28 protein-coding genes and 1 pseudogene are annotated in these 25,871 nt (G+C 71.3%); 9 read left to right on the top strand and 20 right to left on the bottom strand.

All coding sequences use genetic code 11. From position 1 onward, the window contains the following. Positions 1 to 203 precede the first annotated feature (203 nt). A complete protein-coding gene (locus ABT296_RS35750; protein WP_351933818.1) occupies positions 204 to 2,222 on the top strand; it encodes a beta-galactosidase in 2,019 nt (672 codons plus the stop codon). A gap of 101 nt (positions 2,223 to 2,323) precedes the next feature. Here ABT296_RS35750 and ABT296_RS35755 read toward each other — a convergent pair whose 3' ends face one another. Beyond that, on the bottom strand, positions 2,324 to 3,418 hold the full coding sequence (locus ABT296_RS35755; protein WP_351933820.1) for an LLM class flavin-dependent oxidoreductase: 1,095 nt from the start codon (positions 3,416 to 3,418) through the stop codon (positions 2,324 to 2,326). A gap of 257 nt (positions 3,419 to 3,675) precedes the next feature. Between ABT296_RS35755 and ABT296_RS35760 the strand changes: the two genes are divergently transcribed. Further along, positions 3,676 to 5,898: a cytochrome P450/oxidoreductase gene (locus ABT296_RS35760; RefSeq protein WP_351933822.1), complete on the top strand. Its 2,223-nt coding sequence runs from the start codon at positions 3,676 to 3,678 to the stop codon at positions 5,896 to 5,898. Positions 5,899 to 5,978: 80 nt separating this feature from the next. Here the strand turns inward: ABT296_RS35760 and ABT296_RS35765 are convergent, their stop codons facing one another. Further along, entirely contained in the window at positions 5,979 to 6,641 is a 663-nt protein-coding gene (locus tag ABT296_RS35765; RefSeq protein WP_351933824.1) for a deoxynucleoside kinase, read from the bottom strand. Between the two features lie 237 nt (positions 6,642 to 6,878). Here ABT296_RS35765 and ABT296_RS35770 point away from each other — a divergent pair, with 237 nt between their 5' ends. Next, on the top strand, positions 6,879 to 7,358 hold the full coding sequence (locus ABT296_RS35770; protein WP_351933826.1) for a hypothetical protein: 480 nt from the start codon (positions 6,879 to 6,881) through the stop codon (positions 7,356 to 7,358). A gap of 94 nt (positions 7,359 to 7,452) precedes the next feature. Here ABT296_RS35770 and ABT296_RS35775 read toward each other — a convergent pair whose 3' ends face one another. From ABT296_RS35775 to ABT296_RS35785, 3 genes are all read right to left on the bottom strand, one after another. Next, entirely contained in the window at positions 7,453 to 7,674 is a 222-nt protein-coding gene (locus ABT296_RS35775; RefSeq protein ID WP_351933828.1) for a helix-turn-helix domain-containing protein, read from the bottom strand. After that, complete coding sequence (locus ABT296_RS35780; RefSeq protein ID WP_351933830.1) at positions 7,674 to 8,144, bottom strand: DUF2975 domain-containing protein; 471 nt, start codon at positions 8,142 to 8,144, stop codon at positions 7,674 to 7,676. The genes ABT296_RS35775 and ABT296_RS35780 overlap by 1 nt, the downstream gene beginning before the upstream one ends. 90 nt (positions 8,145 to 8,234) lie before the next feature. Continuing rightward, entirely contained in the window at positions 8,235 to 9,173 is a 939-nt protein-coding gene (locus tag ABT296_RS35785; protein ID WP_351933832.1) for an aldo/keto reductase, read from the bottom strand. Between the two features lie 119 nt (positions 9,174 to 9,292). On the opposite strand from ABT296_RS35785, the gene ABT296_RS35790 reads away from it, so the two are divergent. Beyond that, positions 9,293 to 9,946 carry a hypothetical protein gene (locus ABT296_RS35790; RefSeq protein ID WP_351933834.1) on the top strand — a complete coding sequence of 218 codons (654 nt, stop codon included), beginning with the start codon at positions 9,293 to 9,295 and terminating at the stop codon, positions 9,944 to 9,946. A 16-nt stretch (positions 9,947 to 9,962) separates the two neighbouring features. On the opposite strand, the gene ABT296_RS35795 is transcribed toward ABT296_RS35790, so the two are convergent. The 6 genes from ABT296_RS35795 to ABT296_RS35820 are packed head-to-tail and all read right to left on the bottom strand — an operon-like array spanning position 9,963 to position 15,678. Then, positions 9,963 to 10,730, bottom strand: coding sequence for an ABC transporter ATP-binding protein (locus tag ABT296_RS35795; RefSeq protein WP_351933836.1), 768 nt, complete (start codon positions 10,728 to 10,730; stop codon positions 9,963 to 9,965). Further along, positions 10,727 to 11,527, bottom strand: coding sequence for an ATP-binding cassette domain-containing protein (locus tag ABT296_RS35800; protein ID WP_351933838.1), 801 nt, complete (start codon positions 11,525 to 11,527; stop codon positions 10,727 to 10,729). The genes ABT296_RS35795 and ABT296_RS35800 overlap by 4 nt, the downstream gene beginning before the upstream one ends. Next, positions 11,524 to 12,396, bottom strand: coding sequence for an ABC transporter permease (locus tag ABT296_RS35805; RefSeq protein WP_351933840.1), 873 nt, complete (start codon positions 12,394 to 12,396; stop codon positions 11,524 to 11,526). Before ABT296_RS35805 ends, ABT296_RS35800 begins: the two co-directional genes overlap by 4 nt. Then, the gene (locus ABT296_RS35810; RefSeq protein WP_351933842.1) at positions 12,393 to 13,358 is read right to left on the bottom strand and encodes an ABC transporter permease; all 966 of its coding nucleotides are present in this window, start codon (positions 13,356 to 13,358) and stop codon (positions 12,393 to 12,395) included. The genes ABT296_RS35805 and ABT296_RS35810 overlap by 4 nt, the downstream gene beginning before the upstream one ends. Then, positions 13,358 to 14,875: an ABC transporter substrate-binding protein gene (locus ABT296_RS35815; RefSeq protein WP_351933844.1), complete on the bottom strand. Its 1,518-nt coding sequence runs from the start codon at positions 14,873 to 14,875 to the stop codon at positions 13,358 to 13,360. Before ABT296_RS35815 ends, ABT296_RS35810 begins: the two co-directional genes overlap by 1 nt. Before the next feature lie 44 nt (positions 14,876 to 14,919). Then, positions 14,920 to 15,678 (bottom strand): DUF1684 domain-containing protein, encoded by a 759-nt coding sequence (locus ABT296_RS35820; protein ID WP_351933872.1) that lies wholly within the window; start codon positions 15,676 to 15,678, stop codon positions 14,920 to 14,922. Between the two features lie 236 nt (positions 15,679 to 15,914). On the opposite strand from ABT296_RS35820, the gene ABT296_RS35825 reads away from it, so the two are divergent. Next, a complete protein-coding gene (locus tag ABT296_RS35825; protein WP_351933846.1) occupies positions 15,915 to 16,484 on the top strand; it encodes an NADPH-dependent FMN reductase in 570 nt (189 codons plus the stop codon). 35 nt (positions 16,485 to 16,519) lie between these two features. Here the strand turns inward: ABT296_RS35825 and ABT296_RS35830 are convergent, their stop codons facing one another. The 3 genes from ABT296_RS35830 to ABT296_RS35840 form a co-directional block, all read right to left on the bottom strand. After that, positions 16,520 to 17,035, bottom strand: a complete 516-nt coding sequence (locus ABT296_RS35830) for a VOC family protein (protein WP_351933848.1) — start codon at positions 17,033 to 17,035, stop codon at positions 16,520 to 16,522. Positions 17,036 to 17,121: 86 nt separating this feature from the next. Continuing rightward, positions 17,122 to 17,958 (bottom strand): SMP-30/gluconolactonase/LRE family protein, encoded by an 837-nt coding sequence (locus tag ABT296_RS35835; protein WP_351933850.1) that lies wholly within the window; start codon positions 17,956 to 17,958, stop codon positions 17,122 to 17,124. Between the two features lie 89 nt (positions 17,959 to 18,047). Further along, entirely contained in the window at positions 18,048 to 18,281 is a 234-nt protein-coding gene (locus tag ABT296_RS35840; protein ID WP_351933852.1) for a hypothetical protein, read from the bottom strand. 185 nt (positions 18,282 to 18,466) lie between these two features. Here ABT296_RS35840 and ABT296_RS35845 point away from each other — a divergent pair, with 185 nt between their 5' ends. The 3 genes from ABT296_RS35845 to ABT296_RS35855 all read left to right on the top strand — a co-directional run bounded on the left by ABT296_RS35845 (position 18,467) and on the right by ABT296_RS35855 (position 19,684). Next, complete coding sequence (locus ABT296_RS35845) at positions 18,467 to 19,066, top strand: aromatic acid exporter family protein (protein ID WP_351933853.1); 600 nt, start codon at positions 18,467 to 18,469, stop codon at positions 19,064 to 19,066. Between the two features lie 13 nt (positions 19,067 to 19,079). Then, a complete protein-coding gene (locus ABT296_RS35850) occupies positions 19,080 to 19,343 on the top strand; it encodes a hypothetical protein (RefSeq protein ID WP_351933855.1) in 264 nt (87 codons plus the stop codon). 77 nt (positions 19,344 to 19,420) lie between these two features. Continuing rightward, positions 19,421 to 19,684, top strand: coding sequence for a hypothetical protein (locus ABT296_RS35855; RefSeq protein WP_351933857.1), 264 nt, complete (start codon positions 19,421 to 19,423; stop codon positions 19,682 to 19,684). 26 nt (positions 19,685 to 19,710) lie between these two features. Here the strand turns inward: ABT296_RS35855 and ABT296_RS35860 are convergent, their stop codons facing one another. After that, positions 19,711 to 20,397, bottom strand: coding sequence for an alpha/beta fold hydrolase (locus ABT296_RS35860; protein ID WP_351933859.1), 687 nt, complete (start codon positions 20,395 to 20,397; stop codon positions 19,711 to 19,713). A gap of 157 nt (positions 20,398 to 20,554) precedes the next feature. On the opposite strand from ABT296_RS35860, the gene ABT296_RS35865 reads away from it, so the two are divergent. After that, positions 20,555 to 21,532, top strand: coding sequence for a helix-turn-helix transcriptional regulator (locus tag ABT296_RS35865; RefSeq protein ID WP_351933861.1), 978 nt, complete (start codon positions 20,555 to 20,557; stop codon positions 21,530 to 21,532). 328 nt (positions 21,533 to 21,860) lie between these two features. Here the strand turns inward: ABT296_RS35865 and ABT296_RS35870 are convergent. From ABT296_RS35870 to ABT296_RS35890, 5 genes and pseudogenes are all read right to left on the bottom strand, one after another. Further along, a pseudogene (locus tag ABT296_RS35870) lies at positions 21,861 to 22,508 on the bottom strand (HhH-GDP family DNA glycosylase); the annotation flags it as partial. 7 nt (positions 22,509 to 22,515) lie between these two features. After that, positions 22,516 to 23,463, bottom strand: coding sequence for a non-homologous end-joining DNA ligase (ligD, locus tag ABT296_RS35875; protein ID WP_351933865.1), 948 nt, complete (start codon positions 23,461 to 23,463; stop codon positions 22,516 to 22,518). Positions 23,464 to 23,523: 60 nt separating this feature from the next. Continuing rightward, positions 23,524 to 24,195 (bottom strand): HAD family hydrolase, encoded by a 672-nt coding sequence (locus tag ABT296_RS35880; RefSeq protein ID WP_351933867.1) that lies wholly within the window; start codon positions 24,193 to 24,195, stop codon positions 23,524 to 23,526. A 10-nt stretch (positions 24,196 to 24,205) separates the two neighbouring features. After that, entirely contained in the window at positions 24,206 to 25,171 is a 966-nt protein-coding gene (locus ABT296_RS35885; RefSeq protein WP_351933869.1) for an LLM class F420-dependent oxidoreductase, read from the bottom strand. 49 nt (positions 25,172 to 25,220) lie between these two features. Then, entirely contained in the window at positions 25,221 to 25,565 is a 345-nt protein-coding gene (locus ABT296_RS35890) for a hypothetical protein (protein ID WP_351933870.1), read from the bottom strand. Positions 25,566 to 25,871: the final 306 nt, after the last annotated feature.

Raw genomic sequence — 25,871 nt, forward strand, 5'->3', positions numbered from 1 at the left:
CCAACAACCCCCTCCTCCCCAACACCCCCTCCCTCCTGTTTTGGGGGCCCCCCGCCGTTCCCACCCCCGGGGGGGCGGGGGGCCCCCCCCCCCCCCCCCACCGCTTCCCCCACACGCACACCAGGGCGCGACCTCCGTCCGCGGCCTCCTGCCGCGACGGATGAGCGACCACCCGGCAACAACGCAACGAAAGGGACCGTCTCGTGCCTTCGCCCAACCCTTGGCCCGCAGGTGTCACCGGCATCGCCTACGGAGGTGACTACAACCCGGAGCAGTGGTCCACGCAGGTGCAGCTCGAGGACATCGAGCTGATGAGGCAGGCGAAGGTGAACCTGCTCAGCGTGGGCATCTTCTCCTGGTCGTTGCTGGAGCCGAGGGAGGGCGAGTACGACTTCCAGTGGCTGGACGAGGTCCTGGACAGGCTGCACGCCGCGGGCATCCGCGTCGCCCTCGCCACCGCCACGGCGTCACCGCCGGCCTGGCTGGTGCGCAAGCATCCCGAGATCCGGCCCGTCACGGTCGACGGTGTCCCGCTGGAGCAGGGCAGCCGGCAGTCCTACGCGGTCTCCTCGCCCGTGTTCCGCGCCTACGCGCTCGGGCTCACCCGCAAGGTCGCCGAACGCTACCGCGACCACCCGGCACTCGCCCTGTGGCATGTCGACAACGAGCTGGGCTGCCACGTCCCGCACGACTACTCCGACTCGGCGGCGACCGCCTTCAGGCAGTGGCTCCGGGAGCGCTACGGCCGCGTCGAGGCCCTCAACGCGGCCTGGGGCACGGCGTTCTGGTCGCAGCGCTACGACTCCTTCGACGAGATCCTGCCGCCGCGTGCCGCGCCCACCTTCGTCAACCCCACCCAGCAGCTGGACTTCGCGAGGTTCAGCTCGGACGCCCTGCTGGTCCACTACCGGGCGCTGCGGGACGTGTTGCGGGAGGTGACCCCCGAGATCCCCACGACGACGAACTTCATGATGACGAGCAGGACGAAGTGGGTCGACTACTTCTCCTGGTCCGACGACATGGACGTCGTCGCCAACGACCACTACACCGTGGCCTCCGACCCGCATCCGCAGATAGAGCTGGCGTTCTCGGCCGACCTGAGCCGCGGTGTCGCGTCAGGCGCGCCCTGGATGCTGATGGAGCACTCGACCTCGGCGGTCAACTGGCAGCCCCGCAACCGGGCCAAGGGCGAGGGCGAGATGCTCCGCAACTCCCTGTCGCACGTCGCACGCGGTGCGGACTCCGTGATGTTCTTCCAGTGGCGTCAGTCGGCCGCGGGCGCCGAGAGGTTCCACTCGGCGATGGTGCCGCACGCCGGTCCGGACAGCGACGTCTTCCGCACCACGGTGGAACTCGGGCGGCGGGTCGAGGCGCTCGCGCCCGTCAGGGGCAGCCGGGTCCACGCCGATGTCGCCCTGGTCTTCGACTATGTCAGCTGGTGGGCCAGCGAGTCGGACGGTCACCCCAGCCAGTCGCTGAGCTACATGGAGGAGGCGCTGCGCTGGTACGGGGCGCTGTGGCGGCGCAACATCACCGTCGACGTCGTCCCTCCGCACGCCGACCTGGAGGGGTACAAGGTCGTCCTGGTGCCGACGCTGAAGCTGGTGTCCGACGACACCGCCGACCGGATCGCGACCGCCGCCCGCGGGGGCGCCTCGGTGCTCGTCACCTTCTTCAGCGGCATCACCGACGAGAACGAGCATGTGCGGCTGGGTGGTTACCCGGGCGCCTTCCGGGAGCTGCTCGGTGTCCGCAGCGAGGAGTTCTGGCCGCTGGGGGAGGGGGAGCGGCACCTCCTGGACAACGGCGGCACGGGCGAATTCTGGGCGGAGAAGACCTCCCTGGAGGGCGCGGAGCCGGTGCGCACCTGGGCCGGGGGCCCGTTGAGCGGCCGGCCCGCCGTGACACGGCGTCCGGTCGGCGACGGCACGGCCTGGTACGCGGGAACCCGGCTGGACGCCGACTCCCTGGACGGCGTCGTCGGCTCGCTCCTGCAGGAGGCGGCGGTCGAGCCGGTGTTGGCGGATCTGCCCGAGGGTGTGGAAGCCGTCCGGCGGGTGGGTGCCGACGGTGCGCGGTTCGTGTTCCTCCTCAACCACACGGGGGACGGGACCCAGGTGAAGATCGAGGGCTCCGAGCTGTTCGGCGGTGGTGCCATCGCGGAGGGCGTGCTCGCGCTGCCCCCGCACGAGGTCAGGGTGGTGCGCGAGCCGAACATCTAGGACCCGGCCCGAGCGGCGTCTGCTCGGGCCGTTGCCCCTGGTCCCGGCCGGCCGCCGGCCGGGACCAGGGAGGTTGTGCGCGGCCGGGCGGCCCGACGGCCCTAGCGGAACTTGGGCATGACCTCGGTGGCGAACAGTTCGAGGGACTTCTTGCCCAGGGCGGTGCGTTCCGGGGTGAGGGGGCCGCCGAGGAAGCCGCCCAGGACGTTGCCGAGGCCGATCGAGGAGACCTCGGCCAGGTGTTCGGCGACGGTGTCCGGGCTGCCCCAGACGCACCAGGTGCGCTGCCAGCCCTCGGTCAGCGCGTTGGGCGGCGGCTTGAGGGTGACCCCGGAGAGCTTCTCGGCCTCCAGGTTGGCCTCGTGCTCACGCTCGATGGTCTTCTGGTACTGGCCCATGAGGAGCTGGAACTCCTCCTCGGCCTGCTCGTCGGTCTCGGCGACGTGGACGTGCTGGTAGGTGTGGGTGGTCCACTCCAGGGCGCGGTCCACGGTCTCCTGCGGGTGCCCGGCCGCCTCCAGCGCGGTGCGGTAGGCGCCGAAGTGGGTGCGCAGGTTCTTGAGGGGTTCGCCGTCGTCCAGGGCGGGCGGGGTGAAGGCGGGGATGAAGGCGGGCTGGGCCTCGGCCGCGGCCCGCTCGACGCTGGAGGGCCGCAGGGCCACCGACATCAGCCGCGGTCCGCCGGGGGTGTGGGCGGCGGGCACGATCCGGGAGACGACGGCACCCTTGTAGTGGCCGTTGTCGAAGACGAGGGGGGCGTCCTCGGCCTTCTTGTCCCAGAGTTGGCGTACCAGCGCGAGGTGGGACTTGGACAGTTCGGGGGTGTCCCTGAAGTTGATGCCCAGGCCGATCATCTCCTCCGGCGTGGTGCCGCTGCCGGTGCCCACCAGGAGCTTGCCGTCGGTGAGCTGGTCCAGCAGGTTCAGCCGTTCGGCGAAGCGCACCGGGTGGTGCAGGGCGATCGTCTGCACGGAGAAGCCGTAGTGGAGCCGGGGCAGCCGGGCGGCGAGGAAGGACGCGAACATCATCGGGTCGCTCGCCGGCGGACAGTAGCCGGTGAAGTGGTGGTCGGGCAGGAACACCGCGTCGAACCCGAGCCGCTCCACGTCCACGGCGTGCTCGACCAGCGCCTGGGTCACCCTGCGGTCGTCCTGTGGACCTGACGAGCGGGTGGTGAGAAACGCGGAGAAACGCATGGAAGGCCCTCCTGGCCGGCGTGAGGATACGGGGTGCGCATGGGGGATGCGGGTGCCTGACACCGTCCGTGGGCGGCCGGCACTCAATTCAGAATCTGAACTCTGATTTCAGATTATGGGTGCGGGGGCGGTCAGGTCAACCGCCACGTATCGGGGGCCGTGGTCCACAGGGCGAAAACAAAATCAATATCTTGAATCTCCGTCGGGGTAAGGGGCAGGGTGGCGCTGCCCGACCCCGAACCACCGAAGGAGCGTCCGTGGCCTCCCAGACCCCCGATCCCGCCGACGCGCCCGCGGCGGGTCGGTGCCCGTTCACCGACCCCTCGTCGCTCTTCGCCGACCTCGCCGCGGCCCGCGACCGTCCGGGCCTGGAACGGGGCGAAGCCCTCCACGGCCGTTACGTCGTCTCCCGCTACGACGAAGTGGTGGAGGCCCTCCGCCGCCCCGACGTGTTCTCCTCGAAACCGACGGTGCCGGACATGCCGCCGCCGTGGCGCCACCGGTTCGAGGACCGGGTCCCCGGCCGGGGAACCCTCCTGGGCCACGACAACCCCACCCACGACCGGCTGCGCGGCGCGGTCAACTCCTTCTTCGTGCCCCGCGAACTCGCCCGGTTCGAGCCGTGGATCGAGGAGGCCGCACACCGTCAGGTCGACGAGTTCGCCGACCGGGGCGCCACCGACCTCAAGTCGAGCTTCGGCCTCCCGCTGGCTCTGAAGGTGATCGCCCGCATCGTGGGCCTGGACACCTCCCGCGCCGAGTGGATCGGTCTGGCCCTGTCCTTCTTCGCCGGGCCCCGCGACACCAACTTCCCCGGCGTCGGACCCGACGAGAAGGCCGACGCGCTGCTCGACCTCCACGACTACGTGCTGAGCGTGATGGCGGAACGGCGCGAGGAGCGGCGCGACGACCTGATCAGCCACGTCTGGAACGTCCGGGACTCCGGCGAGGCCGAGATGACCGACTTCGAGATGCTCTCCCTGTTCCCCGGCCTGATGCTGGCCGGACACGAGACCTCGTCCAACCTCATCTGCATGGGCACCGCCCACCTGCTCTCACGGCCCGGCGCCTGGGAGGCCGCGCAGCACGACGACGCGAGCCGCGGCCGCGCCCTGGAGGAACTGTTCCGCTACGAGTCCGCCATCACCGGCATGCCGCGCCTGGTCACCGAGGACACCGTCCTGGGTGGCACGCCGCTGCGCGCGGGTGACGAGGTCTTCCTCGCCTACGCCTCCGCGAGCCGGGACGCCGCGTACTTCGACGCCCCCGACGCGCTGCGGCCCGACCGCCGGTTCGAACAGCCCCACCTGGGATTCGGACAAGGCATCCACGCCTGCCTCGGCGCCCCGCTCGCCCGCCTGCTCCTGCGCACCGAACTGCGGGTCCTGCACGAGCGCCTGCCCGGCCTGCGGCTGGACCTCCCCGACGGAAAGGTGCCGTACACCGCCGTCTCCGAGGGCCGGGGCGTCGCCGCACTGCCCATCGCCTGGGACCCGGCGCCCGCCCGCACACCCCGGCCGCCCACACCGAGCCGGGCCCGCACCTCGGACATCCCGGCGCGGATCACCGCCCGGACCACGCTCACCCCCGACGTCGTGGAGTTCGAACTCGCCCCCGCCGAGGGCACCTTCCCCTCCTGGCAGCCGGGCGCCCACATCGACGTCCGGCTCGCGCCGGGACTGACCCGCCAGTACTCCCTGTGCGGCGACCCCGCCGACCAGGAACGCTGGCGGATCGCCGTTCGCCGGGACAAGGACGGCCGCGGCGGCTCCCTGCACGCCCACGAACTCCTGCGCTCCGGCGACCCGGTCGTCCTGCGGGGCCCGCGCAACAACTTCGCCCTCGCCGACGCACCCGGGTACCTGTTCGTCGCCGGCGGCATCGGCGTCACGCCGTTCCTGCCGATGGTGGCCGAGGCGGCCCGCCGCGGAGTCCCCTGGCGGCTGGTCCTCCTGGGCCGCTGCCTCGACACCATGCCCTACGCCGCCGGACTGAGCCGCGCCCACCCGGACGCGGTGACCCTCTGGCCGAGCGCCGAACGCGGCCGGATCGACCTCGGCGACCTCCTCGCGGCCACGCCCTCCGACACCGCCGCCTACTGCTGCGGGCCCGAGGAACTCCTTGCCGACCTGGAGGAACGCTGCCTGGACCAGGGGCGCGTCCTGCGCACCGAGCGGTTCGCGCCCCGCCCCCGCACCGGGGACACGGCCGACGGCGACTTCGAGGTGACGCTGGCCGGTTCGGGCCGCACGGTCCAGGTGCGCGCGGACGAGTCGGTCCTCGACGCCGTCAACCGGGCCGGCGCCGACGTCCTGTCGACCTGCCGCGAGGGCACCTGCGGCTCCTGCGAGGTCCGCGTGCTCGCCGGCACCCCCGACCACCGTGACTCCGTGCTGTCCGCGCAGGAACGGGCCGCCGGGGAGTACATGATGACCTGTGTCTCCCGGGCCCTGTCCCCGTCGCTCACCCTGGACCTCTGACCCGGCCCGGCGGGCGCCGTTCCTCGCCCGGGGAGCGGCCCTTCCGGCCGAGGCACCGGCCCCCGCCGCGCGGGCTCGCGTCAGCCCCGGAGCTTCGCCTTCGCCGCGGTCAGGGCCTCCCGGACCTCGCGCGCCACCCGGGTCGCGTCCTGCGGGTTGTTCACCACATCCGTGCGGCTCATGTCGACGACGAGGACCTCGCCGGCCGAGTAGTGCCGCCGCACCCAGTCGTCGTAGCCGGACCACAGCGTGCGGTAGTACTCGACGAGGCTCTCGTCCTGTTCGAAGTCGCGCCCCCGCAGTCCGATCCGGTGCAGCACCGTCTCGAAGTCCGCAGTGAGGTACACCATGAGATCGGGCGCCTTGCGGTACGGCAGGCCGTCGATCTCGCGCAGCATCTCGTCGAGGAGCCCCTCGTAGACCTGCATTTCGAGGGAGCTGATCCGGCCCAGGTCGTGATTGACCTTCGCGAAGTACCAGTCCTCGTAGATCGACCGGTCGAGGACGTTGTCGTCCTGCCGGTACGCCTCCTTGATCGAGGCGAACCGGGTCCGCAGGAAGTGGAGCTGGAGCAGGAAGGGGTAGCGCTGGGCCTGGATCTCCTCGGGGCTCGCCGTGTAGAAGAGCGGCAGGATCGGGTTGTCCTCCACGCTCTCGTAGAAGACCTGGCTGCCCAGCTCCTTGGCCAGCAGTTCGGCGACGACCGTCTTACCGATTCCGATCATGCCGCCGACGCAGATCACCGGCTTACCTCACTTCTCCAGGGACTTCTGTTGCGGGCGGGCGAGCTGGTCGCGCGATCCCCGGGGAATCCTAGATGACCACGCACCCCGGACCGCGGGCGCCGTCCGCGCCGGACTCCTCCCGCCCGATGCGCCCGGGCGACCGGGCGGCTCCCCGGAGAGTGCGGGGTTGAGCGCGTACTGACAGTCGCGGTGTACTACCGCACGGACCGGTTCGCCCATGAGCGGAGGCTGTACGTGATCCACAGACGGGCCGATGTACGTCGCCTGTTCGGAGCCGCTCTGCTGGCAGGCCTGCTGTTCGCGGGGTGGGAGCTCCTCCACGCATGGCTCGACCTGCCGGGCGTGCCGCAGGACGTGGTCAGGTCCGTAGAGTCCGAAGACGTACGCATCCTTGCCGGAGGCACCCAATCGAACCCGGGCAACGACTGGGAGCAGCCCTACGTCCTGATCGCCGCGCCCGACGCCGCGGATCCGGTGGAGGCCATCGAGGAGGCGCTCCGGTCGGAGGGGTGGAGCGTGGAGTCCGGCTATCCCACGCAGATGGTCCTGACCGGCGACTTCCCCGAAACCCGCTCCAAGTACGGCGTGGTGGTCAACCGATGGGAGGACTACGACTGCCTGGCCTACCCGGACATCTGCGAGGAAGCCAAGGAGACGGTGCAGAAGCCGAGCCACCCGGACCTGTTCGTCGCGAGCTTCATGCCGTATGTCTGAACTGGCAGTTGTGCGTTGCCGCTTGCTCCGCGGCGGGTGACTTCCTCCGGTGGGCCCACCGCTCAGGTGCCTGGGCGCCGCCGGCGGCGCCGGTTCACTCGGTCGCGTAATCGTCGGCTTCCCAGCGGAGTATGTCGCCCGGCTGGCAGGCGAGTACCTCGCAGAGGGCGGCGAGGGTGGTGAACCGTACCGCCTTCGCGCGGCCGTTCTTGAGGACGGCCAGGTTGGCGGGGGTGATCCCGACCCGGTCGGCGAGTTCGCCCACGGACATCTTCCGCTTGGCGAGCATCACGTCGATGTCGACGACGATCGGCATCAGATCACCACGTCCAACTCGGCCCGCATCCGCGTCGCCTGGGTGAGCAGCATCCGCAGGACGAGGACGAGGAGCGCGACCCCGAGGATCGCCACGCCCACCCCGGCCATGATGACGGTGACGCCCGGGTCCTCCCGCTGGCCGGGCGCGTTGACGGCGGTGACGGTGAACCACACGAGGGCGGCGCCGACGATCGCGCCGATCACGCCGTCCACGTACCGGAAGGCGGCGTGCGAGAAGACCGTGTCGCGGCGCACCATCGTCACCAGCCGCCATACGCAGACCAGGGCGACCTGGACCGTGACCATGCCCAGGGTCGTGATCACGCGCAGCGCGGTCAGCGGGAGCGTCCCGTCCTCCGGGTCGTTCCCGCTGATCAGCGTCCACGCCATCAGTGCCTGCACGAACCCGGTGCCGGCGAGCACCACCACGAGCACGGCGCGCAGCGCCAGCACGGTCAGTCTGCCCATGAGTCCACCCTTCCATCGAATCGCGATGGAAAGCTATCGATATTCGATAGGTGATGCAAGGGGTGGCGCCTCAGACGGCGGCTGCTCTGGTCAGCGGGCTTCGGCGAAGCGGGTCAGGTGGCCGTCGTCGAGCCGGACCTGTCGCGCGGCGAGTGCCTGCTCGACGTGAGCGACCCGGCTCGCGCCGACGATGGGGTCGATGCCCTGGCGCATCAGCCAGGCGAGCACCACCTGGTTCGGTGTGGTGGAGAGTTCGTCGGCGACCTCCCCGAGGACGCCGAGGACGCGGGTGGTGCCCGGGTGCTCGTAGGTGTCGGGCAGGGGCTTGTCCGCGCGTTCGTACGAGCCCCACAGCAGTGCGCTGTAGGCCCACACGGTGAGGTGTTCCGCCGCCGCGAGGTCCAGGTCCTCGGCGGCGAGCATGCGGTGGCCGGCTTCGGCCAAGGGAGTCATGGGGCGAGGCTGGAGGAGGGAGTGGCGCAGTTGTAGGGCCGTCCACGGCTCCACGCCCTGTTCCCGGGCCAGGGAGCGCGCGCGTTCGACGCGCCAGGCGGCGTGGTTGGCCGCGCCGACCCGCAGGGCCGTGCCCTTGGCGACGAGTTCACCGAAGGCGCCGACGGTCTCCTCCAGGGGCACGCCGCGGTCCTCGGCGTGGGCCCACAGCAGGTCCACGTGGTCGACGCCCAGCCGCTCCAGGCTCTCCTCGAATCCGGCGTGCACGGCGGAGGCGGAGAGGCCCTCCGCGCTCTCCGGCCAGACGTGCGGGGTCAGCGGGTTCTGCCGGACCTTGGTCGCGATCCGCACCCGCTCGCGCATGCCCGGGCGGGCCCGCAGCCAGGCGCCGATGACCCGTTCGCTCGCGCCCCCCACACCGGCGGGGTCGCTCCAGAAGGAGTAGCAGTTGGCGGTGTCGAGCCAGGTGCCGCCGCCGGCGACGAAGGCGTCGAGGATCGCGAAGGCCTGGTCGGGGGAGACGCGGGTGCCGAAGTCCATGGTGCCGAGGACGATCTGGGGATCGGTGTGAGTCATGCGCCTCATGCTCGGATTTAAAGTGCGCTCCAAGTCAACAGGCGACGGGAAGGAAGGGGTGGGCACGACGGGCCCGCACGGTGAGCCACGTAAGATCGCCGCTTGACGGGGGAGGTGGCATGACCATGAGGGACTATCGAGGGTGCGTCGCGGTCGCGGCGGCTTTGGTGCTGGCCGGCTGCGGCGGTGGCGGGGAGAGCGGCAGCGCTGACGGCAAGGTCGTGGCGCTGACGTTGAAGCAGGTACGTGCGACGGTGCCCGACGTGGAGGCCATGCCCGGGTGGAAGACGATCCTTCGGCCCGTAGCGGTCGAGATGGACGACCTCTACCGTTCGCAGGCCTGCCCGATCAAGGGCAACGCGGGCTGCGAGAACTCCCGCTTCTTCGGATCGTCGGCCTTCCTGGACCGCGAGACCGGCGCCCACGTCTCCTTCCAGATCATCGCCTACGACAGCGAACAGGCCGCCCGTGAGGGGTACGACGTGCTCTGGGACGGCTACTACAACAGGAGGGCGGGGGCGAAGGCCAAGCCCTTCGAGCTCGGCCCGGTCGGGGACGAGAGCGAGGCCCGCATCGGTATCGCCGGATTCAAGGGCGAGGCCGGAGCCGTGACCCAGACCCGGGTCGGCACGACCGTGCTGGTGACCGAGGCGGCCGCCGGGGAGAAGGGCGGAGTCGACGAGGACTCGGCCCGCGACCTCACCGCGGTGATCGCCGAGCGGGCCCGGCAGGCCCAGGACGGGGACACGCCCTCCGCCGCGCTCGACGACTGAACGGCCGCCCCCGTCCTCAGACGGGCAGGCGGGGCACGCTGTCGATCAGGCGGCGGGTGTAGGCGTGGGCGGGCGCGCTCAGGACCTGCGCCGTGTCGCCCTGTTCGACGACCCGGCCGCGCTCCAGCACGGCCGTCCGCTCGCACAGGGAGGCCACGACCGACAGGTCGTGGGAGACCATCACCAGCGTGAGGCCGCGCTCCCGCTTCAGCTCGGCCAGCAGGTCGACGACCTTGACCCGGGTGGTCACGTCGAGGGCGCTGACCGGCTCGTCCGCGAGGAGCACCCGGGGTTCGCACACCGTGGCGCGGGCGATGGCGATGCGCTGGCGCTGGCCGCCGGAGAACTCGTGCGGATAGCGCTCGGCGGTGTCGGCGGGCAGCCCGACCCCTTCGAGCGCGGCGGCCACCTTCCGCGCGGCCTCCGCCCTGGTGCCGAGGCGCAGTGAGCGCAGCGGTTCGGCGACGATCGAGCCCACCCGGCGGCGCGGGTCGAGGGAGGAGTAGGGGTCCTGGAAGACGGGCTGCACGCTGCGCCGGAAGCGGCGCAGCTGCTCGCGGTCGCGCAGGGACAGGGCCCGGCCGTCGAAGCGGACGGTGCCGCGGGTGGGCCGGGCCAGGCCCAGCAGGAGCCGCAGCAGTGTGGTCTTCCCGGCGCCGGACTCGCCGACCAGGGCCAGGCTTTCGCCGGGTGACACCGCGAGGGACACCTCCTGGACCACGTCGGTGCGGGCACCCCGGTAGCGCGCGGTGACGTCGTCGAGTTCCAGCACGGCGTCGTTCACGGGGTGCTCCTCAGGTCCAGGGCGGACTCCAGCCGGCGGGCGCTGGCCACCAGGTGGCGGGTGTACTCCTCGCGGGGAGCGCCGACGATGTCGCGTACGGCGCCCTCCTCGACGGCCCGGCCGTCCTTCATGACGAGTGCGCGGTCGGTGACCTTGGCCACGACGGCGAGGTCGTGGCTGACGAACAGCACCGCCATCTCCCGTTCGCGGACCAGGGTGTCGATGAGGTCGAGCATCTCGGCCTGGACGGAGACGTCCAGCGCGGTGGTCGGTTCGTCGGCGATGAGCAGCCGGGGTTCGCAGGCCAGGGCCGCGGCCAGGGCGACGCGCTGGCGCTGGCCGCCGGAGATCTCGTGCGGGAAGGCGCGGGCGATGTGCTGCGGTTCGGGCAGCCGTACCCGGGCGAGGGCGTCGTGCACGGCGGACCGCAGGGCGGAGCCCTTGAGGCCGGTACGGCGGGCGAGGGGGCCGGCGATCTGGCGGCCGACGCGCATGAGCGGGTCGAGGGCGGTCAGCGGTTCCTGGAAGACGATCGCGGCGTCGCGGCCGCGTACGCCGGTCAGGTGCTTGTCCGGGGTGCCGATGATCTGGGTTCCGGCCAGCACGACGCTTCCGGTGGCGGTCATCCGCTCGGGCAGCAGGCCCAGCAGGGCGAGGGTGGTCAGCGACTTGCCCGATCCGGACTCGCCGATCAGCGCGAGGCGGTCGCCGCCGGCGAGGCTGAAGGACAGGTCGTGGACGAGGGGGCGCCCGTCGTCGGTGGTCACCGAGAGGCTCTGTACGTCGAGGAGCGTCATGCCCGCCTCCCGCGGGTCGCCGGGTCCAGTACGTCGCGCATGCCGTCGGCGACGAGGTTGACGCCGATGACGAGGAGCACGAGGAGGATGCCGGGGGCGAGGGCGCCGGCCGGGGCGGTGGTGAAGGTGGCCTGGGCCTCCTGGAGCATCCGGCCCCAGGAGGCGTTGGGCGGCGGCGCGCCGAGGCCGAGGTAGGACAGTCCGGCCTCGGCGAGGACGGCGAGTCCGAACTGCAGGGCCAGGTTGACCGCGAGGGTGGGCCAGATGTTCGGCAGGACGTGGCCGAGGACCGTGCGGGGCCAGGAGGTTCCGGAGGTGCGGGCCGCGGTGATGTAGTCCTGGGTGAGGACCCGCTTGACGAGGATGCGCACCAGCCGGGCGACCACCGCGCTCTGCGCCAGGCCGATGGCCAGGATCGCCGAGCCGAGGGTGGCCGAGCGGGCGGCGACGACGAGCATCGCCAGCAGCAGGGTCGGGAAGGCGATGAGGATGTCGAGGAACGCGGAGAGGGTGTCGTCCAGCCAGCCCTGGGCGAAGGCGGCGAGGACGCCGAGGGTGACACCGATCAGGGCGGCCACGGTGACGGAGCCGAGTCCGGCCGCGAAGGCGATGCGTGAGCCGGTCATGAGCTGGGTGAACAGGTCCCGGCCGAGTTTGTCGGTGCCCAGCAGGTGGCCGTCGCCGGGTCCGGCGAGCCGGCCGCCGGAGGTGTCGTCGGGGGAGTAGGGCAGCCACAGGAACGACGTGAGCGCCAGCAGGGCGACCGCGGCGGTCACCGCGCAGCCCACGAGGAGGGTGGCGGAACGCCGTCGGGTGCGGGGGGCGCTCGTCTTCTCGGCGGGCCGGGCGAGCAGGTCGGTGGTGGTCATCGGGCGCCTCCGGAGAGCCGGCCCCGCAGGCGCGGGTCGATGACGCGCTGGACGAGGTCGGCGAGGAACCCGATGAGCAGCACGGCGAGGGTGGAGACGAACAGGACGCCCTGGATGACCGGGTAGTCGTGCTGGGCGATGCCGGTGGCGAGCAGGGAGCCGAGGCCGGGCAGCGCGTACACGGACTCCACGACGACGGCGCCGAGCAGGGTGGAGGCGAGTTCGATGCCGAGAATGGAGATCACCGGTATGGAGGCGTTGCGCAGCCCGTGGCGCCACATGGCGGTGCCGAAGCTCTCGCCGAGGGCGCGGGCGGTGCGCAGGTGGTCGCTGCCGAGGACGTCGAGGGTGGCGGAGCGGACGTAGCGGATGAGGGAGGCCGACATCACCAGGGCGATGGTGATGACGGGCAGGGTGAGGGAGCGGACGGCCTCGCCCGGTACCGCCCAGCCGTCCTGGGGGAAGCCCCCCGAGGGCAGCCAGCCGGCGTTGAGGGCGAACACCGCGATGAGGATCATGCCGAGCCAGAACACCGGTATGGCGATGCCGAGTTGGGAGACGCCGCTGAGCAGGGCGCCGTACCAGGTACGGCGCTTGTGGGCGGCGACGAATCCCGCGGGTACGGCGATCAGGACGGCCAGGGCGAACGAGGCCAGGGTGAGGGGCACGGTGACGTTGAGCCGGGCGGTGACCTCGGGCCCCACCGGCAGCGAGCTGACGAAGGAGGTGCCTAGGTCACCGCTCGCCAACTGCCCGAGCCAGTGGGTGAACTGTTCGGGCAGCGGGCGGTCGGAGCCGATGGAGCGGCGGGCCGCGGCGATCTGCTCGGGGCTCGCCCCGACCGCGGTCAGCGCGTTGGCGGGGTCGCCGGGCAGCAGGCGCAGCAGTACGAACAGCACCACGCTCGCCAGCGCCAGCGACACCACCAGGAACGCCAGACGGCGCAGCAGATAGCGGGCCATCAGCCCGTCTTCTTGATGTCGTAGGCGTAGAACTGCGAGTTGAGGCCGTTGAGCGGGTAGCCGGAGAGCTTGGTGCTCGCGACGACGATCTGCGGGTAGAGGTAGAGCCAGTCGCTGGCCGCGTCCTCGGCGGTCCTGCGGTTGACCTTCTTCAGCAGTTCGGTCTGCTCGGCGGTGGTGGAGGCCGCCTCGGCCTCCTTGACCCACTGGGTGACCTGCTTGTCGTCGTAGCCCCAGTAGAAGTCGGGGTTGCCGTACCAGACCAGGTCGCGGTCGTTGACGTGCTCCTGGAGGGTGGCGGTGAAGTCGTGGTTCTTGTAGACCTTCGTGTACCACTCGTCCGGGGTGATCGTGTTGATCTCGACGGTGACGCCGACCTTCGCCAGCTGCGACTTGATGAAGGTCGCGGCCGTGGGGTGCGGGTCGTAGTTCGGGGTGTCGAGGGTGAAAGTGAAGCCCTTGGCGTACCCGGCCTCCGCGAGGAGCTTCTTGGCCTTGGCGACGTCGTGGGTGTCGACGTCGGTGAGGTCCTCGTACCAGGGGTCGGTGGGCGGCACCATCGAGCCGATGGGCTTGCCGTAGCCGCCCCAGACGGATTCCAGCAGCTTCTGGTCGTCGATCGCGGCGGAGACGGCCCGGCGGACCTTGACGTCGGTGAACGGCTCGGCCTTGTCGTTGAAGGCCAGCAGCAGCTTGGTCGTGGAGTTGCCGTCGTTGACCTTGTAGCCCTGGTTGCTCTTGAACTGCTCCAGCGCGTCCGGGGACTGCTCGCTGGTCACCACGTCGACGGCGTTGGTCAGCAGCGCGTTGTTGAGCGCGGTGGCGTCCTTGAAGTAGTGGAAGACGACCTTCTTGTTGGCGGCGGCGTCCCCCCAGTAGCCGGCGAACCGGTCCAGGCCGAGCGCCGAGCCGCGGGTCCACTTGCCGAGGGTGTACGGGCCGGTGCCGTCCTCGGAGGTCTTCAGGTCCTTCGCCTCGGAGTTGATGATCCAGACGTAGGAGAGGTTGTAGATGAAGGAGATCGACTTCTGCTTCAGCGTGACCTTCACGGTCCGCGCGTCCGGAGTGGCGATGTCCTTGATCACTTCGAGGTTGCTCTTGCGGGCCGACTGGGAGTCGTCCGCGAGGACCTTCTCCAGGCTGTACTTGACGTCGGCGCTGGTCAGTTCCTTGCCGCTGTGGAACTTCACCCCGTCTCGGAGCGTGATCGTGTACGTCAGACCGTCCGCGCTGACCTCGTGGTCCCGGGCGAGGAGCTTGTCGACCTTGCCGTCGTCGGTGAGCTTGAACAGGCCTTCGTAGACGTTACCGTTGAGCGCCTCGGTGACGCCCTGGCCGCCGCCGGCGGTGTTGTCGAGGTTCTGGGGCTCGTAGAGGGAGCCGATGTTGACGGTCGCGTTCTTGTCCCAGGTGCCGCCGGTGGCGCTGCTGCCGGCGGAGCCGCCGCAGGCGCTCAGGGCGAGGGAGAGGGTGGCCGCGGAGGTGACGGCGTACAGGTGCGACTTCTTGATGCTCATGATGGGGGCGCTTTCGTGCTGCGGGGCGGGGAGTGCCGAGGGGATCAGTGGGAGCCGGTGAAGCCGTCGCGGAAGACGGGGAGCTTCTCGCCGGCCTCTACGGGCAGGTGGAAGCGGTTCTGCCGTGGCGGCATCGGACAGTTGTACTGATCGGAGAATCCGCAGGGCGGTACGAAGGCCCGGTTGAAGTCGAGGACGACGCGGCTGTCGTCGTCGGTGCGCTCGACGAACAGGAAGCGGCCGGCGCCGTAGGTGCTGTCGCCGTTGGTGGGGTCGCCGAAGACGAGCAGCAGGGTGCCGTCGTCGTCGAAGGCGCCGAGGGTGTAGTCGCGGCCGTCGACGGTGAGGGCGATGTCGCCGGGGACGACGAGGTCGCGGGTGCCGCCGTTGTCGCGGATGTGCTCGAAGGCGATCCTGCGGGCGCCGGGGACCGGGGTGAAGGTCGCCTCCAGGACCCACGCGGGGTCGTGGTCGAAGACGTCCACCCGGTCGAAGTGGGTGAGGGCGGGGGAGGCGGCGTCCCAGAACCGCAGCCCGTGCTCCGGCTCACCGCTGACGAGGTCGGTGCGCGACAGCGCGGTGACGGTCATGGTCTCCGGCAGACCCGCTCGGGCCGCCTCCACGTCCGGGCGCTCCCCGGCGGGCAGCCACCGGGTCTCCACGAGGGCGAGGTTGCCGGTCGGGGCCGTGAGCGCCGTGCGGCGCGCGGTACACCAGGCGTCCCAGCTCTCCCGGGCGGTGAGGGAGGAGGGGGCGGTGGCGTTCTGGTGCACGGCGTTCTCACTTGGCTGGACGGGGACCATCGTCACGGCATGTGGATCGATGGCCAAAGCATGTTCTTTATCAGCTATAAGACGATCTAATGTCAAACCGCCGTTTCACCTGCTGAGACGCTCGTTCGCTCGCGAGCGCGGCCGTTCCGCGCAGGGGTGTCACTGTCATGCTTCCTGTGGACGTTTCAGGGTGTTTTCGGAATATTTGTCCGAGTGTCTGCCGCTCCGGCAGGCGCTTCCCCGCGATCCCCTGTGAGGCGTGTCTGATGGACACCTACGACATCGGCTACTTCGTCGGCAGCCTGTCCTCGACTTCCATCAACCGGGTCCTGTCCAAGGCCCTCATCCGGCTCGCGCCGGAGAACCTCCGGTTCACCGAGATCCCCATCGGGAACCTGCCGCTGTACAGCCCCGACTACGACAGCGACTATCCGGCGGAGGCCCTCGCCCTGAAGGAGGCCATCGCGCGTTCCAACGCCGTGCTGTTCGTGACGCCGGAGTACAACCGGTCGATCCCGGGCGCGCTGAAGAACGCCATCGACTGGGCCTCACGCCCCTGGGGGCAGAACTCCTTCGACCACATCCCCGCCGCGATGATCGGCGCCTCCATCGGACAGATCGGCACCGCGGTCGCCCAGCAGAGCCTCCGGGCGGTGATGGCGTTCTGCAACGCCCGGCAGATGACAGCGCCGGAGGCCTATATCAAGTTCACACCGGAGGTGTTCGGCGACGACGGCGAGGTCAGGGACGAGTCCACCCGCCAGTTCCTCAGCGACTTCATGCTGGAGTTCCGCGAGCATGTCGTCCGCGTCCTGACCGTGCTGCCCCGAAGCTGACAGGCTCCGCCGACCGAGGTTCCGCCGTGCGCGGCTCACAGCACCTCGTGCCCGTACATCTCGCCGAGCGGGTCGGAGATCAGCTCGATACGGGCGCCGTCGGGGTCGCTGAAGTACACCGACACCTCACTGTGGACGGCGTGCTCGACGCCGGCGTCCTCGAAGCGGCGCACGATCTCGGCCCAGCGGTCCGGGTCCATCGAGATCGCGACGTGGTGGAGCCCGCCGAGGACCTCCGCGTACGGGCCGATGTCGAGGCCGGGGAAGTCGAAGAAGGCCAGCAGGTTGCCGTTTCCGATGTCGAAGAAGAAGTGCGTGGAGCCGGGATAGTCCCGGTTCTCGATCAGCTCGGTGAGCGGGAAGCCCAGCAGGCCCTGGTAGAAGGCGATGGTCCGCTCGACGTCGCTGCTGATCAGCGCGGTGTGGTGCACCCCTCGGGCGGTCGAGGCGGGCCGCTGTCCGGCGGGCCGCAGATACGCCTCCCGAAGGCGCCGGCGTTCGGCTGCGAGTGCGGACAGGTCGGCGTCGCCGGGTGCGGGTGTGTCGGACATCGGTTCCTCGTCTCAAGGTGGGGTGGGCCGAGTACCCGCATACGCGCAGGGCACCGACTCCGCAAGGCCGTCGATGTCCGGACGGCTCAAGGCCGCCCGGCCCCCGGCGCGGGTGCCGGGAACGCCACCACCTGTCCGCTGGGCCGCTGCGGCTCGGGATCACCCCAGGTCTGGCCGACGACGAACAGACGCGGGTCGTCACCCCGGCTGAGCGCGCAGGCGAAGGCGCCGCGGTCCAGGTCGAGGGTCGCGAGCACCCGGCCCCCTTCCCGGACGCGGACGCAGTGCCGGTTGCCGACATCGGCGTACCAGACGGCGCCCTCGGCATCGAGGCAGATCCCGTCGGGGTGGTCGCCGGGAGTCTCCGCCCAGACGCGCCGGCCGCCGAGGGTGCCGTCGCCGGCGATGTCGTAGGCGGTGAGCCGGTTCGCGTACGACTCGGCGACGATCAGCGTGGCGCCGTCCGCCGTGACGGCCATGCCGTTGGGGAAGGCGAGGTCGTGCGCGACGGGACGGACGCCGCCGTCCGGGGCGACCAGCACGACCGTGCCCGGTGCGAACTCCCCGCCGGGGAAGTCGAAACCGATGGTGTTGACGTAGGCGTTGCCCCGGTCGTCGACCACGATGTCGTTCCACGGCTTGCGTGAGACAGGGGAGAGGTCGGCATGCCGCACGAGTGAGCCGTCGGCCTCGCGGCGCAGCAGTCGCCGGTGCGCCGAGTCGACGACGATCAGTCGCCCGTCGGGGAGGAAGTCGATGCACATCGGGAAGGAATCGACGGTGGCGACCACCTCGTGACGACCGGCGGCGTCCAGCGCGATCACTTCACGGGCACCCCAGTCGGCGAACCAGAGCCTGTCGCGGTGCCAGCGCGGCGACTCCCCGAACAGGATGCCGTCCATCAGGACTTCCGGCGTGCTCATGACGTCTCTCCCGTCGTCCGGTGGTGAGGCAGACCTCTCCGGGGCCAGGAAATCATCGCGGCCCGCGCGGGACGGGGAACCGTGAGGTGTCAGGGGGTGCCTTCGTCGGCGCGCTCCTCCTCGGGCGTGCGGTGGACGCGCCACACGCCCGCCGCGGCACCCAGCACCCCGCCCGCGCAGGCTGCCGAACCTACGGCCACGCCACTGTCCGAGAACGCCGAGACGGTGATACCGGCCAGCAGAGCGGCGACCATGAGGTACATCACGACTATGAAGCCCGCGGCGAGGTGACGGTCCCGCAGGGGCGGTATGCCCCCGCTCACCGTGTCGCTCCTGCGATGAGGCACGCGCGCCGCGCGGCGTCCGCGTACGGCTGTGCCGGGGCTGCTGTCGTGTGGGCGGTGGACCGGCAACGTTGCATGGGCTCCTCACTCCGTCCGATCGGCATGCTGTCCTGCCAAGTGCCCCTGAACGGACCCGACAAGCCGGTGTGGGGGAGTCATGAACCGTGAACGGCGCCGTCAGGCATCGAATCCGTCGGGCGTGGGACCTGGCGGTGATGCGAGCCTTCAGGGAAGCGGTGTCCGCGGTCGGCCGTCACGCGCGAGCGGCCGGACTGAGTGTGCGAAGGGCGTGGGTGGAACCGGGCCGGGAGCGCGATGTGGCGGTGCAGGCAGCCAAGGCGGCGCTTGCCGCGGGCGTCGCGTGGGCCGTGGTCGGCTGGTGGCTCCATGCGCCGATGGCGTTCATGGCGCCATGGGCGGCCATCGTGCTGGTGGAGTCGACCGTCTACCGGTCCCTCGCCCACGGCTTGCAGCAACTCGCCGCGATCGCCGCGGGCACGGTCGTGGCCACCGCCTGTGCCATGGTGCTGGACTCCACGCTCGTGGCGATGGCCCTGGTCCTCCCGGTCGCGGTGCTGCTGGGCAACTACCGGCGGCTGGGCAACCAGGGCATCTACGCCGCCACGGCCGGCCGCCCTGTTCGTGCTGACCAATGGCCCTGTGGGAGTGGGCGCGGCGGGCGCCCGTATCGCCGAGGCGGTGTTCGGCGCGGTGGTGGGGATCGCGGTGAACGCGCTGATCCGGCCGCCGCTCTACTTGCGTGACACCCGCACGGCTTTGGCGAACGCGGCCCGAGAGGCGGAGAAGCTTCTGGGCGACGTCGCCGACGGCCTGGCGCGGGGCCGGACCGACGCCTCCGAGGCCACCGACTGGCACAGAAGGGCCCTGCGCCTTGAACGCATGGTCGGCGAGGCCCGCTCCGCGGTCGGCTGGAGCCGGGAGAGCCTGCGAGGCAACCCGCGCCGCCGCAGCGCCGCAGCGCCGCATCGGCGCTCCTCGAGCAGCGCTACGACGATGTCCTCACCGTCCTCGACGACGTAGCCCTGCACGCCGCGGCTGTCACTCGGACCGTGCTCGAAGTCTCCGACCGGGAGGGTGGGACGCGGTGGCCGGGAGCCGTGATCAGCCAGTCCTACGCCGACTTCCTGCACCGAACGGCCCATGCCCTCCACCTCTGTACGACCGCGCGCTTCACGCGGGAGGAGGATTCGGGCCGGCCGCTTCGGGAGGCCGTCGACGATGTGCGCGGCACGCTCGACGCTGTGAGGCAGCGCCTGCACGAGGCGGCACCGGACGGGCCCGACGACCTCGCGACGTACGGAACCCTCCTCAGCCAGGCCCGCCGCCTGACCGACCGCCTCGACCACAGCAGCCGGGCCTAGCGAATCCGCCTTACGGCGCCGCACGATCAGTGCCCGGTTGCCACCGCCCCGAGGAGGCGGGCCAACTCGGCCGGCTTGCTGAACATCGGCCAGTGGCCGGAGTCGATGTCGACGAACCCGACCTGCCCGGCCCTGGCGAGTTCCGGCACGTCACCCGCGGCGATCCACTCGCGGGCCTCCTCCGGGGTGAACTCCGGGCAGACCATCACCACCGGAACGTCGTAGCGGCGCTCGTCCGACAGCCGGACCACCCCCCTCGCCACCCGCTCCGGCACGGGCACGGCGTCCGCTTCGATCCGTCGGCGCAGCTCCGCGTCGAGGTCGGCGCTGTCCGCGCCCTCGAACGGACCCCAGCCGGGGAAGGGCATGGCACCGTCGCGCATGTCGAAGAAGTCGGCGTACGTCTGGCCGTCCGCCTTGGGGAAGCCGCCGATCAGCGCCAGCCCGCCCACCCGGTCCGGGCGCGCGTCGGCGGCCATCCAGGCGAGGGAGCAGGCGGCCGAGTGCGCCACCAGGAGGGGCTTGTCCGCTGTCGCGTCGATGGCGGTGAGGACCGTCGCCAGCTGCTCGTCGAGCGTGGCGGAGGAGCGTCCGTCACCCTGGCCCGGAAGGGTCACCGGCCGCGGGCGGTGACCGAGCTTCTCCAGGGCCGGTGTCACCGCGTCCCACGCGGTGCCGTCCAGCCACAGACCACCGATGAGCAGGATTTCCATGGTGAGACCAACCTTCCGTCGAGGTCGCGATCGAGAGTGGGGACAGCCGTCGGGAACGCCCGGTGGACGCGGTCCGCCCGACCGGGCTCCGCCATGCTAGGAGGGGTTCAGGACGATCGGCTTCCTGATTGTCGGCAGTCCGCCTACGCTGTCCGGGGTGGAGACCGGAACGAGCCCCACCGCCCGCGCGCTGCGCACCCTCGACATCCTGCGGACCTGCCCCGGCACGACGGCCGACCAGCTCGCGGAGCGGCTCGGGGTGACGGACCGGGCCGCACGCCGCTACGTCGCGATCCTCCGGGAGGCCGGCATCCCCGTGGATTCCGTGCGCGGCCCGCACGGCGGCTACCAGTTGCGGCGCGGGACCAGGCTGCCGCCGGTGAGCTTCACCCAGACCGAGGCGCTCGGCCTGGTCATGGCCGTACTCGACGGCCGGCCCGCCGCCACCGACCCCGAGGATCTCGTCGGCTCCGCCCTCGGCAAGGTCATCCGCGCACTGCCCGAGGGGATCGGACGTCAGGCGGCCGCGCTGCGCGAGCACGCCGCTGCCGCCCCCGACCCGAGCCCGGCCTACGCCGACCCCGCCGTCACCAGTGCCCTGGTCGACGCGATCGCGTCCGGACGGCGTGTGGTGATCACCTACCGCAGCGAGGCCGGCAACCAGTGGCGGGCGGAGGTGGACCCCTGGGCGGTCGTCGTGCGCCGGGCCCGCTGGTACCTGCTCTGCCACTCCCATCGCGCCGACGCGGTGCGCACCTACCGGGTCGACCGGGTCCTGGCGGTAGAGGAGAGCGCGGTCGGGTTCCGGATGCCCGAGGACCTCGACCCGGTCAAGGTGCTGGAGGAGAACCTCGGCACCGGCTGGGCCTATCCCACGCGGGTGATGTTCCACGCCCCGATGGAGCGGGTCGCCCCGTGGATCGGGCCGCCGATGGGACGGCTCGAACCCGTCGGGGCGGCGGGGGAGCGCTGCGTCCTCGTCGGCACCACCCGCAACCCGGTGATGTACGCGTCGGAGTGGCTGGCAGCCGTCCCCTTCGCCTTCCATGTCGAGGGCGGGACCGAGCTTCGCGACGCGGTCGCCGACCTGGCGTCCCGGCTCGGCGCGGCCGTGTCCCGACCCGAAGGGGGTTGACGGCCCGGCCCCAGCCTCGGGCCGGCCCGAGGCATTCAGCGGCCCTCCGGCCACCAGGTGCGTCTGATGTCATCACGCACTTCGGAACGTTCAATTCGACGTTGCTCGGACTCCTCACGGATACGCCGGCTGTCCGTCTTCACCGTCTTGCTCACGCGAATGTGTCGCATCTTCTGCCTCCCTCAGCCCCTCCGAGTTTCGCGGTTTCACGAAGCTAGACGTCTGAGCGGGGGAAACGTGAAACAGCTTTGCTTTCGCGCCCCCGCATTCGAATGCGCCGCAGGGGATGTGCCGTGGGCGGGCCGGGCTCTCGACGCCGGTCTATGTGTGCGCGGGTGGTGACGTCCTCGGCGACGTGCTTGTCGAGCGCGCATCGCACCAGTCCGGCCGCGAACGCCGGACGGTCCTCGTCGTCCACCAGGCGGGCGACGGCGTCCGCCGAATCCGGCAGACCGATCCGGGCCGCGCCCTGGAGGACCTTGGCGTCGAAGTACGGTGCCGCCTCCGGCCAGACGCCCTGAACCTCCCGCAGGAAGATGTCCGCACCGGTGGGACCGATGCCGGGCAGATCCCGGAGCAGGCGCTTGCATTCCTCGACGTCGCCGGCGGCGGCCTCCCGCAGCTTGCGCAGATCGCCGCCGTACCGCTCCAGAAGCCGGTCGGCGGCGTCGCCGAGCTGGGTGGCCGTGCGCTCGTCGTACCGGCGGTAGTGGCCCTTGCCGAGCGCATCCACCCGCTGCTGCCAGGTGGCTTCGCTCATCCGTTTCGGGGTGCGCATCCCGTCGTCGAAGAGGGCGCGTGCGGCGTCCGTCGCCACGGACGCCTTGATCCGCGCGCTGAGCAGGTGAACGAGCACCAGCAACTGGTAGAGCGGCTGCGGGGTGTTGCGCAGGCTGACGCCGGCTTCCTGCGCGTAGGTCCGCCCGTACGCGGCGAGCAGGGCGTCAGCCGTGGTCCGCTGGGTTGCGGTCGGCACGGCGGCATCACTTCCTTCGCCCGTCGTGGTCCTCCTGCGACAGCGCGTCGAGCCTGCGCCCGGCCGCGGTGAGGGAGCGCCGGCATCGGCCCAGCCCCTTCCAGGGATCACCCACCTCCGCCAGGCGGTCCGGGAGCGTGCGCAGGGTCCAGCGCCGGGGGCCGAGGCCGGGACTGTCGAGCTCCTCCCGGGCCAGCGGTGTCGCGACGGGCGCGTGCGGCCGGGCCCGTACGGCATAGGGGGCCACAGCGGTCTGGGCGTAGGCGTTGCGCTGCACGTCGAGGTAGAGGCGGCCGCCCCGGTCGGCCTTGCGCGCCGCGGTCGTGAGCCGGTCCGGGTGTCGTGCGGCGAGCAGTTCGGCGACGCGGCGGGCGAAGGCGCGCGCGGTGTCGAAGTCGGTACGGCGGTCCAGGAGCACCACCAGGTGCAGTCCGCGTGAGCCGGTGGTCATCACCGCCGGGCGCAGCCCGAGCCCGGTGAGCAGATCGCCGAGTTCGCGCGCGGTCCGTCGGACGGTGTCGAAGTCGTCGGCGGTCGGCGGGTCGAGATCGAACACCACCCGGTCGGGCTGGTCGAGGCGGTCGGTGCGACTGAGCCACGGGTGCGGTGTCAGGCACCCCTGGTTGGCCAGGTACACGAGGGTGGCGGCGTCGTCGCAGACGGCCATGTTCACCGTGCCGCCCCGCTTCGGTACCTTGCGACGGTGGATCCAGTCGGGGAAGTGGTCGGGAACGTCCTTGTGGAAGAAGGACCGGCCGCCGTAGCCGTCCGGATGGCGTTCCATGACCAGCGGTCGGCCGCGCAGGAACGGCAGCATGACGGGGGCGACGGCCAGGTAGTAGTCGACGAGTTCGGACTTGGTGATGCCCTCGTCCGGAAACAGCTCCTTACGGGGATGGGTCACCGGCACCCGGCGCCTGCCGACTCGAACGGTGTCTTCCGCTGGCGCGTTCATCCGTACCTCCTGGCCCGTCCGGGCCGTGGCCGCCGGGGCTCGCGGACGGCGGCAGGCCCGTCAGGGTGTGTCGGCGAAGGGGCTCTGGTCCAGGTGTGCGAGGAGATCGGCGGTGTCCCGGTAGACGGCGTGGGCGCCGGCCGCCTCCAGGTCCGCGCGCGGGATGCCGCCGGACAGGACCGCCACCGGGACCACGCCGTCCCGCGCCGCCGCCTCCATGTCCCAGACGCTGTCGCCGACGAACACGGCGTGCTCGCTCGGCACGTCGGCCAGTTCCCTGGCCTGCCTGACGGGGTCGGGGGCGGGCTTGCCGTCGGCGACGTCGTCCGCGCTGGTCACTCCCAGGACGACGTCGTCCGCGTCGATGACACCGCGCAGCGCGGAGAGTTCCGCGCCGCTCGCCGAAGTCGCCAGGACGATCCCCCAGTCCCGTCCGGCCAGTGTGCGGAGCAGCTCTCCCGCCCCGGCGAGGGCCGACAGCCGCTCGAAGTGGGTGGCGTACAACGTGTAGTGGGCCCCGGTGATCTGCTGGTCCTGGTCGTGATCGCGGTCCTCGCCGAGCAGGTGGTCCAGCAGATCACCGCCGCTGAGTCCCACGGCCCGGTGGATGTCCCGCAGGGGAACACGGTGGCCCGCCTGCCGGAACGACTCCCACCACGCCACGGCGTGCAGGTAGTTGGTGTCGACGAGGGTTCCGTCGATGTCGAAGACCGCGGCGCGTTTCGTGGTCATGGCACCCTACTCACAGCTCGCGCAGGGCGGGCAGCAGCTTCTGTTCGGCCCATTCCAGGTACGGCTCCTGGTGGTCACCGCCGATCTGGACCAGCGCGACCTCCGTGAACCCCGCGTCGACGAAGGGGCGTACGGCCTCGACGACCGCCTGCACGTCATCGCCGCAGGGAATGGAGCCGGCCACGTCCTCGGGCCGTACGAACCGGGTGGCCTGCGCGAACGCGGCCGGTCCGGGCAGTTCGGAGTTGACGGGCCAGCCGCCGCCGAACCAGCTGAACTGGTCGTGTGCGCGGGTGATCGCCGCGTCGCGGTCGGTGTCGTAACAGATCGGCAGCTGGCCGACCTTGGGTTTGCCCGTACCGCCGTGCGCCTCGAAGGCGGTGACCAGTTCCCGCCTGGGCTCGGTGGCGATGAGCACGTCGGCCAGGTGCCCCGCCAGTTCGCACGAGCGGTCGCCTGAGACGGCGACACCGATGGGCGGGGGAGGGGCGGGGAGATCCCACAACTTGGCGTTGACCACGTCGAAGTGGGTGCCGTGGTGGTTGACGTTCTCCCCGGTGAAGAGGGCGCGGACGATCTCGACGGCCTCCTCCAACCGCTCCAGCCGGACGTGCGCGGCGGGCCAGCCGGCGCCTGCCACATGCTCGTTGAGGTTCTCCCCGGAGCCCAGGCCGAGCCGGAACCGTCCCTGGGACAGGAGTTGCACGGTGGCGGCCTTCTGGGCGACGACCGCCGGGGTGTAGCGGGTGGTCGGACAGGTCACGTACGTCATCAGGGGGATGCGGTCGGTGGCCTGCGCGGCGGCGCCCAGCACGCTCCACGCGTAGGGGGAGTGGCCCTGGGACTCCAGCCAGGGAAAGTAGTGGTCGGAGGTGACCGAGAAGTCGAAGCCGGCCCGCTCGGCACCCACCACATGCTCCACCAGGTCCCGTGGACCGGCCTGCTCGGTCATCATCGTGTATCCGATCTGCACCATGCCGCTCATCTCCTCGTGGGCCGGTGACGCGGTGCGGTCCTGCGCCGCGTCACTCCTTCGTGCCGAGCCGCAGGTCGACCTCCTTCTCCTGGTCGCCCGAGGCCGCGCCCCACTGCTGCACGGCGAACGCCGAACTCAGGACCTCGAAGAGCCGGTCGACGGCGACGGGCGTGCCCTGCACGGTCGCCGCGACCGGGCCGCGCAGCCGGGCAGGCTCCGGAGGGCTCCACTCCCGCGTCGGTTCGAAGTCCGCGCTCCACACCGACAAACGATCACCGGGTCCGGTCCGGGGCACGTCGACCGCGGGGCGGTCCGGGGGGAACGCGGCGCGCAGCACGCCGAGGACGGTGGCGGCGTCCTGCTGAGAGGTTCCGGTGAGGGAGACGGTGGCCATCTGAAGCACGCTCCTTGCGGGGATGGGGGCCGGTCGGTGGCGCCGGTACGCGTACCCACCCCGTGGCCTTTCAGGCAACAGGACCCGCCCGCGCGGCCGAGTCGTCCGCGACCGCCGCCGTACGGGTGAGTCCCGGCATCGCACTGTTTCTCCCCGCGCGCTTCGGGCACCCGGTGATCTCACCGAGAACACCGTCCGCGGGCGCAGCGGCGCCGCGGCGCCCGCCGGCCGCGTTGAGAGCGTGGGGCGGCGCGGCCGGCCCCGCCGCGGCCCCGCGGGGTTAGACGAGCGGGGGGGTGTAGGAGG

The organism is Streptomyces sp. NPDC000983, from assembly GCF_040299205.1.
GTDB lineage: Bacteria > Actinomycetota > Actinomycetes > Streptomycetales > Streptomycetaceae > Streptomyces.

What these genes read in the sequence shown, in the direction of transcription:
- ABT296_RS35755 (WP_351933820.1), bottom strand. Translation starts at nt 3,418, where the DNA reads ATGCGTTTCTCCGCGTTTCTCACCACCCGCTCGTCAGGTCCACAGGAC.
- ABT296_RS35775 (WP_351933828.1), bottom strand. Translation starts at nt 7,674, where the DNA reads ATGCCGATCGTCGTCGACATCGACGTGATGCTCGCCAAGCGGAAGATG.
- ABT296_RS35780 (WP_351933830.1), bottom strand. Translation starts at nt 8,144, where the DNA reads ATGGGCAGACTGACCGTGCTGGCGCTGCGCGCCGTGCTCGTGGTGGTG.
- ABT296_RS35785 (WP_351933832.1), bottom strand. Translation starts at nt 9,173, where the DNA reads ATGACTCACACCGATCCCCAGATCGTCCTCGGCACCATGGACTTCGGC.
- ABT296_RS35790 (WP_351933834.1), top strand. Translation starts at nt 9,293, where the DNA reads ATGACCATGAGGGACTATCGAGGGTGCGTCGCGGTCGCGGCGGCTTTG.
- ABT296_RS35800 (WP_351933838.1), bottom strand. Translation starts at nt 11,527, where the DNA reads ATGACGCTCCTCGACGTACAGAGCCTCTCGGTGACCACCGACGACGGG.
- ABT296_RS35805 (WP_351933840.1), bottom strand. Translation starts at nt 12,396, where the DNA reads ATGACCACCACCGACCTGCTCGCCCGGCCCGCCGAGAAGACGAGCGCC.
- ABT296_RS35810 (WP_351933842.1), bottom strand. Translation starts at nt 13,358, where the DNA reads ATGGCCCGCTATCTGCTGCGCCGTCTGGCGTTCCTGGTGGTGTCGCTG.
- ABT296_RS35815 (WP_351933844.1), bottom strand. Translation starts at nt 14,875, where the DNA reads ATGAGCATCAAGAAGTCGCACCTGTACGCCGTCACCTCCGCGGCCACC.
- ABT296_RS35820 (WP_351933872.1), bottom strand. Translation starts at nt 15,678, where the DNA reads ATGGTCCCCGTCCAGCCAAGTGAGAACGCCGTGCACCAGAACGCCACC.
- ABT296_RS35825 (WP_351933846.1), top strand. Translation starts at nt 15,915, where the DNA reads ATGGACACCTACGACATCGGCTACTTCGTCGGCAGCCTGTCCTCGACT.
- ABT296_RS35830 (WP_351933848.1), bottom strand. Translation starts at nt 17,035, where the DNA reads ATGTCCGACACACCCGCACCCGGCGACGCCGACCTGTCCGCACTCGCA.
- ABT296_RS35835 (WP_351933850.1), bottom strand. Translation starts at nt 17,958, where the DNA reads ATGAGCACGCCGGAAGTCCTGATGGACGGCATCCTGTTCGGGGAGTCG.
- ABT296_RS35860 (WP_351933859.1), bottom strand. Translation starts at nt 20,397, where the DNA reads ATGGAAATCCTGCTCATCGGTGGTCTGTGGCTGGACGGCACCGCGTGG.
- ligD (WP_351933865.1), bottom strand. Translation starts at nt 23,463, where the DNA reads ATGAACGCGCCAGCGGAAGACACCGTTCGAGTCGGCAGGCGCCGGGTG.
- ABT296_RS35880 (WP_351933867.1), bottom strand. Translation starts at nt 24,195, where the DNA reads ATGACCACGAAACGCGCCGCGGTCTTCGACATCGACGGAACCCTCGTC.
- ABT296_RS35885 (WP_351933869.1), bottom strand. Translation starts at nt 25,171, where the DNA reads ATGGTGCAGATCGGATACACGATGATGACCGAGCAGGCCGGTCCACGG.
- ABT296_RS35890 (WP_351933870.1), bottom strand. Translation starts at nt 25,565, where the DNA reads ATGGCCACCGTCTCCCTCACCGGAACCTCTCAGCAGGACGCCGCCACC.